9 protein-coding genes, 1 pseudogene and 1 riboswitch are annotated in these 7783 nt (G+C 62.7%); of the genes and pseudogenes, 2 read left to right on the plus strand and 8 right to left on the minus strand.

What is annotated here, in order from left to right:
• Nucleotide 1: 1 nt before the first annotated feature.
• Nucleotides 2-370 carry a glycine cleavage system protein GcvH gene (gene gcvH / locus NKJ20_RS19350; RefSeq protein ID WP_352451343.1) on the minus strand — a complete coding sequence of 123 codons (369 nt, stop codon included), beginning with the start codon at nt 368-370 and terminating at the stop codon, nt 2-4.
• 4 nt (nt 371-374) lie between these two features.
• Nucleotides 375-1493, minus strand: coding sequence for a glycine cleavage system aminomethyltransferase GcvT (gene gcvT / locus NKJ20_RS19355; RefSeq protein WP_352473893.1), 1119 nt, complete (start codon nt 1491-1493; stop codon nt 375-377).
• Nucleotides 1494-1641: 148 nt separating this feature from the next.
• Nucleotides 1642-1728: riboswitch (glycine riboswitch) on the minus strand.
• Between the two features lie 202 nt (nt 1729-1930).
• Between gcvT and NKJ20_RS19360 the strand changes: the two genes are divergently transcribed.
• On the plus strand, nt 1931-2929 hold the full coding sequence (locus NKJ20_RS19360) for a hypothetical protein (RefSeq protein ID WP_352746098.1): 999 nt from the start codon (nt 1931-1933) through the stop codon (nt 2927-2929).
• Between the two features lie 12 nt (nt 2930-2941).
• Here NKJ20_RS19360 and NKJ20_RS19365 read toward each other — a convergent pair whose 3' ends face one another.
• Nucleotides 2942-3757: a transporter substrate-binding domain-containing protein gene (locus NKJ20_RS19365; protein WP_352744585.1), complete on the minus strand. Its 816-nt coding sequence runs from the start codon at nt 3755-3757 to the stop codon at nt 2942-2944.
• 98 nt (nt 3758-3855) lie between these two features.
• Here NKJ20_RS19365 and NKJ20_RS19370 point away from each other — a divergent pair, with 98 nt between their 5' ends.
• Nucleotides 3856-4458 carry a DUF3011 domain-containing protein gene (locus NKJ20_RS19370; RefSeq protein ID WP_352451338.1) on the plus strand — a complete coding sequence of 201 codons (603 nt, stop codon included), beginning with the start codon at nt 3856-3858 and terminating at the stop codon, nt 4456-4458.
• A gap of 23 nt (nt 4459-4481) precedes the next feature.
• Here NKJ20_RS19370 and NKJ20_RS19375 read toward each other — a convergent pair whose 3' ends face one another.
• The 5 genes and pseudogenes from NKJ20_RS19375 to NKJ20_RS19395 all read right to left on the minus strand — a co-directional run.
• On the minus strand, nt 4482-5291 hold the full coding sequence (locus tag NKJ20_RS19375) for a molybdopterin-binding protein (RefSeq protein ID WP_352746101.1): 810 nt from the start codon (nt 5289-5291) through the stop codon (nt 4482-4484).
• 1 nt (nt 5292) lies between these two features.
• The gene (locus NKJ20_RS19380; RefSeq protein WP_352746104.1) at nt 5293-6171 is read right to left on the minus strand and encodes a cytochrome b/b6 domain-containing protein; all 879 of its coding nucleotides are present in this window, start codon (nt 6169-6171) and stop codon (nt 5293-5295) included.
• A 102-nt stretch (nt 6172-6273) separates the two neighbouring features.
• Complete coding sequence (locus tag NKJ20_RS19385; RefSeq protein ID WP_352746106.1) at nt 6274-6951, minus strand: DUF1345 domain-containing protein; 678 nt, start codon at nt 6949-6951, stop codon at nt 6274-6276.
• A gap of 5 nt (nt 6952-6956) precedes the next feature.
• Complete coding sequence (locus tag NKJ20_RS19390) at nt 6957-7424, minus strand: YaiI/YqxD family protein (RefSeq protein ID WP_352746108.1); 468 nt, start codon at nt 7422-7424, stop codon at nt 6957-6959.
• A 66-nt stretch (nt 7425-7490) separates the two neighbouring features.
• Nucleotides 7491-7783: pseudogene (locus tag NKJ20_RS19395) on the minus strand (S-(hydroxymethyl)glutathione synthase); the annotation flags it as partial.

A 7783-nucleotide genomic window follows, 5' to 3' on the forward strand; every position in this document is an offset into this window, starting at 1 on the left:
ATCAACCAATATGGGCTTTGTAAGCGGCTTCATCGAGGAGTCCGTCGAGTTGGCGCTCATTGGCCAGCTTCATCTTCCACAACCAGCCGTCGCCGGTTGCCGCCGAATTGACGAGTGAAGGATCCGATGACAGCGAGGTGTTGGCCTCGGTGATCTCGCCGTCGACCGGCGCGTAGACGTCCGATGCGGCCTTGACCGATTCGACCACCACGGCGGTGTCGCCCTTGGCCAGCTTCTTCCCCGGCTCCGGCAGTTCGACGAAGACGAGATCGCCGAGCTGCTGCTGCGCGTAATCGGTGATGCCGACCGTGGCGATGCCGCCCTCGACGCGCAGCCATTCGTGATCTTCGGTGAAATAGGTCTTTGCCATTGAATCATCCTTTGCGGTAGCGATGGGGCGTGAAGGGCAAGGGGTGGATGTCGACCGGGATTTTCGTCCCGCGGACATCGGCGAACAGTTTTGCGCCGGATTTGGCAAGCGGCGTCTGGACGTAGCCCATGGCGACCGGATGACCGGCCGAGGGGCCGAAGCCGCCTGAGGTGACATGGCCGGCAGGGTTGCCGTCAGCATCGAAAAGGGCAGCACCGGCGCGCACCGGCTGGCGGCCTTCCGGCTTCAGGCCGACGCGTTTTTGCGCCGGACCACGCTCCAGGATGGCGCGCAGCGCATCGGCGCCGATGAAGGCGCCAGAGGCGCGAACCTCCTTGGGGATGGCCCACATCAGCCCGGCGCTGGCCGGATCGATCTCCGGCGTGATGTCCAGCCCGTGCAGGCACAGTCCGGCTTCGAGCCGCAGGCTGTCGCGGGCGGCAAGGCCGACCCACATCACCCGCTCGTCCTCGAGCAGCCTGGCGACGAGGTTTCTTGCATCCGCTTCCGGCAGGCCGATCTCGAAGCCGTCTTCGCCGGTATAGCCGGACCGGCTCATGAACCATTTTTCGCGCGGCTCGATGCCGTGCATGAACACCAGCGAACCGGTCTCGATGCCGGCGCGGGAAAGGGCAGCCCACGCCTCGGGGCCCTGTATGGCCAGGAAGACGCGGTCGAGCGCATCCACTTTTACATCGAAATCGCCCTCTGCATCGAAATTTTTGGCCAGTGCGCGCAGATGCTTTTCGTCGGCGGCGGCGTTGCCGGCATTGGCGACCATCATGAAGCGCTCGGCGCCGAGCCTGGTGACGATCAGATCGTCCAGAATGCCGGCCGCCTCATTGAGGAAGAACGTGTATTTGGACTGGGAAACCTCAAGTGCGCCGGCATCGAACGGGCAGGCGCGGTTCAGAAGCGCTGCTGCCCCCGTACCGCTGATTTCGAACAGCTTCATGTGCGAGATGTCGAACAGGCCGGCATGCTCACGGCTGTGCAGGTGCTCCTTCATCACGCCGGCCGGATAGGTCAGCGGCATCGACCAGCCGGCGAAGGCGCCAAAGCGCGCACCAGCTGCCATGTGCAGATCTTCGAGGGGAAGGTGTTTGGTATCGTCGCCCGTCATGTCATCTCCAGAGTCGCACGCAAGCGGCCGCGAATGGCGACCAGTCCGTGCCCCTCTGTCTGAAGCCTGAGAGACTCGCGCCCCGTAACTCTGTCGGCAGCGCTTACACCTTCGGCGCGGGGGCAAGCCCCGACTTTCCAGAGTGTCTTTCCCGTCTACGGTTCTTTTGCCTGAGAGATTTCGGGCGATTTCCCCTTCGGCGGCAGCTCTCGCTGCTCTCTCCCACAAACAGGTAGGACTCGGTCAGGAGCCCTCGACTCGTCATCCATAGCCCGTGGACGACACCTTGTCACCTGCCGGCGACATTTTTACGCCAAGTCTTCTGCGGCCTTCTTTACAGGCAAGCCTTCGCTAACCACGCCGCTTGCCGGTTTCTCAAGACCTTGCCGATATACCGCATAAGGGCCGGCAATTACCGGCGGCGGGCGGGGAACAAAATGGGCGAATTGATCATGAGCGCGCCGGTGGCCAGGCTGACCTCGAAAAATCGGATCACAGCGGAAGACGTGGTCATGCTGCGCGGCGAAGTGTTCGGCGACGGCGTGGTAACGCGCGGCGAGGCCGAGGCGTTGTTTGCGCTCGACGCGACGGCGAGGGACAAATGCGCGGAATGGCTCGAGTTTTTCGTCGAGGCCGTCACCGATTTCATCGTCCACCAGGAAAAGCCGGCGGGCTATGTTTCGCAGGACAATGCCGACTGGCTGATCCGGACGATTTCGCGCGACGGCATCGTCGACAGCCGAACCGAACTCGAGTTGCTGGTGCATGTGCTGGAAGTTGCCAAATCATCGCCGAGCACGCTTTCCAGCTATGCGCTGGAGCAGGTCGCTCATGCGGTCGTGGACGGCAAGGGGCCGCTTGCGACCGGCGGCAGGCTTATCCCTGGGTCGATTGCCAAGGCCGAGGTCGAGCTGTTGCGCCGCATCCTTTACGCCTATGGCGGCGATGGCAACATCGCCATCAGCCGCGCCGAGGCCGAGGTGCTGTTCGAGATCAACGAGCGGACAGCGGCGGGCGACAACGATCCGTCCTGGAACGATCTGTTCGTCAAGGCGATCGCCAATTTCGTCATGTGTTCGGCCGGCTACGAACCGCCGGTGCGCGACGTGGCGCTGCGCCGGGATTCGTTCTTCGAGCAGGCCGATCCGGAGATCGGCGGGTTCTTCAGCCGCATGGTATCGGGCGGCCTGTCCGGCATCATGGAAGCCTATCGCTCACCCGGCGATATCGAAGCCGAGTGGGAGTCCAAGAACAAGGCAGCCGAGGCTCTGGCCCGCTGCGCCGAGACGGTCGATGCCGGCGAGGCCAAATGGCTCGCTGAACACATAGGCGACCGGCCGCTGCAGGAGAACGAGCGCGCGCTGCTGACGCTGATCAAGCACGCCTCGCCGGAAATCCATCCAGCGCTGAAGCCGCTGATCGACAAGGTTGCATAACAGGTCGCGACCCTATTGCTTGGCGGGCTCGGACTTAGCTGTCTCGAAGCGCGACATCCATTTGAAGCTGCCGAACCAGTAGCGGCGCACGCCGCCTATGGTGCCGTCGGCGGTACGCGCGCCGATCCAGTTGTTGACGTATTGGATGAGGCGGACATCGTCCGGGCGCATCGCAAACGCTTCCGGCGTCCGCAACAGCGGGCCGCCCACCATCGTCAACTTCGCGTCATAGAGCCTGGCGGCCATCTGCGGCGTCGGCGACGTCGCGACCATCGCCTGTGCGTCGCCGCCGATGATCGCGGCGAAAACATCTGAGGTATTGTCGAAAGACAGGATGGTCGCCTTGGGAAAAGCTTCCTTCGCGGCGGCTTCATCGGTGGAATTGGACAGCACGGCGATCTTGTATCCCGGCGCCGCCACTGCCTTTCCCGGCCTTTTCCCAAGGCTGGCGATCGTCGCAACCATGCGGATATCGGCGGTGCCGGTCTGGTTGGAGAACACCACCTCGCGTGCGCGTTCCGGCGTGCTGGCGTAGCCAGCCGCGATCATGTCGAAATCACCCTTGAGCAGTCTTGTCTTGAGGTCGTTCCAGGGCACCTCGACCAGCTTCAGGTCGACGCCGAGATCAGACGCCAGCGCACTGGTCAGGTCGACATCATAGCCGGCCAACTTCCCGTCGGCCTTCTTGAGGATCCATGGCGGGTTGAGCGCCACGCCGATCGTCAGTGCCTTCTGGTCGATGATGCGCTTGAGGCTGTCGTCCGCCCGGGCCGGCAGCAGCGACAAAGCCAACCAGGCAGAAAGGGCAAGTATAGTTGTGGCGATCATCTTAGCGCGCATTAATATAACCTCGCTGAGCCCGTCCGGTTGTCAGATTTACACAGAGGTGCCATTCTGTCGATAGCGGACCCTGATGGAGAGTTGCGATGTCGACACGGATGACGGTTACCGGTTCGATGATGTTCCTGGTTTGCATCCTGGGCAATCCGGCGAAGCTTTCGCTGCTGCCGGCGGCAGCGCAGGCTGCGGGGGCAAAACGCGTGGTCTGCTCCAGCGCCGATTACCGCTATTCCTATTGCGGGGTCGATACGCGCCGCGGCGTGCAGTTGACCTCCAGGCTTTCGAAGGCGCGTTGCGTATACGGTAGAAGCTGGGGCTATGACGGCGGCGGCATCTGGGTCGACAATGGTTGCTCGGCCGAATTCGCAGTCGCCGGCCCCGACCGCAATCCCTCTGCTGGCGACGTCGCCGCAGCCATTATCGTCGGCGGCGTGGTAGGCGCCATTCTCGACAACGGCAATTCGCATCGCCATCATTCCGATAATTACTATCCGAAGCCGCGCCCGCGCCGTTACGACCAATCGATCGATCCGACGCCGCAATTCGACAATCAGGGCAACCCCAACTTCGATACCCACGGCAACTACCAGGGACCGCACGGGCTGGGCAAGCTTGTCACCCCTGACGATAATCCTGACCTGAATCCGGCCCTGCGCAGCGACGGCGACGACAGCGACGACGACAGTTAGATGAAGCTTGGGTCAGGTTTCGGTCAGATGCCGCCGTACCAGTCGTAGCCATTGTCCTCCCAATAGCCGCCTCTGCCGCCGCCGAGATTGGCGAAGCCGTCGACCAGTTCGATCTTGTAGAGGTATTTCGGCATCTTGTAGCCGAGCTGGCGCTCGACGCGGACGCGCAGCGGCGCGCCGTTCTCGACCGGCAATGGCTTGCCGTTGAGGCCATAGGCAAGGATCGTCTGCGGATGGCGGGCATCGACCAGGTCGATCGAGCCGTAATATTTGATGTCGCCGGCAAGGCTGCGGTCGATCGTATCGAGGCAGTGGAACATGACGTAGCGCGCCTGCGGCTTGACCACTGCCTGATCGAGCACCAGCGACAGCGGCGTGCCTGTCCATTTGGCAATGCAGCTCCAGCCTTCGACGCAGTCGTGACGGGTGATCTGGGTGCGGCTCGGCATGTTCATCAGCTGCTCGCGGCTCAGCGACAGCGGTTTTTCGACCAGGCCTGAAACCTCCAGCCGCCAGTCGGCGAAATCGCTGGCGAGCAGGCCCTTGTAGAAATCGTCGTCCGGTGCGGTGACACCGTTCGGCCGCTGTAGCTGGCGAATGTCGGCCTCGGTGAACTCCGGCGCCAGCGCGTCAGCGCCGGCAAGCAGTCGCTGCGCCCGCCAGGTCAGGCCATTGGCGCTTTCGAGGAAGCTGCGCAGGCTGTCGCCGACGCCCAGCTGGCTGTCGAAGGCGTCGCAGCCCGACAGCATGATGCCGGAAAGGCCGAGGCTGGCCGAGGTCAGGAACTTTCTTCGGCTTATCTGTAGCTTGGGGCTGATCTCGAATTTCGCCATGTCAGGCACTCCTCTCTGGCGCTTTGTCGCCAGACGCCGGCGGGTCGGTTCGGTACCACCCGGTGATGATGGAGCGCAGCTCGTTGATCGGGCCGGCGGCCAGGATCATCAGGATGTGGATAATGAAGAAGGCGACGAGCAGCAGCATCACCGTGAAATGAATGGTGCGCGCCGTCTGCCGGCCGCCGAGCAGATCATTCAGGAACGGCAGCACCGAATCCATGCTCGGCGACATGGCAAGGCCGGTGATGATCATCAGCGGCAGCAGCACGAGCAGCACGCCGCCATAGGCCATCTTCTGCAGCGTGTTGTAGTCGCGCGTGTGATGGAACCTGAGCTTGGCGTGCTCGACAATGTCTCGCGGCAGGCGCCTGAAATCATCGAGGCGCGGGGCAAGATCGCGGCGCAAATGGCCGTTGATCAGGCTGGCGACCAGCCAGACCAGCAGCGTGGTGGTCAGCACCCAGGCGAAGAAGAAATGAACGACGCGCGCGGTGCCGAGATCGTAATAGGAAGGGATCGTCGCCCAGGACGGGAAGGCGCGGGAGGTCTCCTGGCCGGCCGGACCCGACCAGCCGAGCACACCAGTGGTATCGAAGCGCTTGCCGAAGATTTCGGTATAGCCGCGCGGGCCAGTCGCCGTATTCTCGGCGCCAATGGCGAAGACGGTGTTGTTGTAGCCAAAACCCGACTCCTTGCCGATATAGAGCTGCGGGCGGGCGTTGAAGATCTGCAGGCCGGAAAGCAGCATGAAGAACAGCGCGATCGCCCACAGCCAATGCGTCAGCCGCGTCCAGCGCGACTGGCGATAGATCAGCGTCGCATCACTCGGCGCGGCGGTATCTGCTCCGGCGGCTTGGTTTCTGGCAAGCGATTCCATTTGTTGTTCCCTCCGGCCGCGCGTTCGTCGCGGCCTCGTCAGATCTCTTCTCCTCCCAATACGTCGCCAGCCTAAGCGATGTTTCACCCGATCACGGATTTATTACGGACTGCCGAGGCTGACGGCGAGGTTGACCGCGGCTGCCACGATGACCGTGTTGAAGAAGAACGACAGGATCGAGTGCACAAGCACGACACGGCGCATTTGCGAGGTCGTGATGTTGGTGTCGGCGGTTTGCGCCGTCATGCCGATCACCGTGGCGAAATAGAGGAAATCCGAGCCTTCCGGCCGCTTGCCGCCCGGGAAGTCGAGGCCGCCGACTGGAATTTTCTTTTTTGTGTCGCCATCCATCGCATCGCCATCCAACCAGTAGATATGCGCGTAGTGAAGTGCGGCCATGGCATGGATGGTCAACCAGCCAAGCGGGATAGACAGCAGCGCCACCGTTAGCTCGACGGTGTCCGCGCTCTTCTCTCTGTTGATCAATTGAAACAACGAAATGATGGCAATAGCGACGACAATCAGCGTGACCGCGAAGATGGCCAGTACCGGCAGGTCCGTGTCGCCTGCATTCTTGCGCAGATAGCTGCCGGTAAGCCGCGGCATGTGGGCGATGACAAGAACGAGATAGGCGGCAAAGAACACATTGGCGCCGATCCAATAGGCAAGCGGCGCGCGCCAGATCAGCGCCGCGCCAAAGGCTGCCGCGCCAATGCAGGACGACACCGCGAACGGCGTGTGGCGTCGCATGGGCATCTTGGTCGGGCTACCGGTCGCCATGGCCTTCAGTCCGCTGAGGCGGATTTCAGCGCTCGCCGCAAGATGCGGTCAAGCTCGCCTAGGAACCGCGAGCGATCCTGCGGCGCGAAGCTCGAATTGTAGCCCTTGCTTTCGCCGGTCTCGCGCAGATGCTGCTTGAGATCGCGCATTGCCACCGCCATGCCGATCGTTTCGGGCGTAAACGGGCGTCCGGTCGGACCAAGTACGTGGGCGCCAAGCGCCACCGCGCGCGCGGCAAGCGGGATATCGGCGGTCACCACAATGTCATTGGACCGGGCATTTTCGACGATCCAGTCGTCGGCGGCATCGGCGCCCTTGGAGACGACGACATTGCGGATCATCGGATCGCGCGACGGACGCAAGCCGCCATTGGAGACGAAGGTGACGACGATGCCGTGCCGCTCGGCGACTTTTTCGACCTCGGCCTTCACCGGGCAAGCGTCGGCATCGACGAGAATAGCAGGTGCGTGCATCGTTGTTCCAAATGTGAAAGAGCCGGGCGGCGTCGCCCGGCTCGATCGATGATAGTCGAGCGGCTACTAGGCCGGCAACGCGCCGGATCTCTTGGCCGTCCAGGTGGCGATATAGTCCATCAGTCCTGGATTGAGGCAATCATAAGGTTCGAGCCCGATCGACTTCAGCTGTGACCTTATGCCGTCCATGCGGCTCGGATCGACACCGGACTCGATGATCGAAGAGACAAAGGCGGTGAAGCCCGGCGGCGACCAGCCGTCTTCCTGGAAGCGCTCGGGATGGATGAAGGACAGCCCCTTGAAAGCGTGGTCGCGCTCGACCGGGCCGTGCATGTGGACGCCGCAGCCGGTGCAGGCAT

This window comes from Mesorhizobium sp. M0185 (genome assembly GCF_040322175.1).
Taxonomy (GTDB): domain Bacteria; phylum Pseudomonadota; class Alphaproteobacteria; order Rhizobiales; family Rhizobiaceae; genus Mesorhizobium.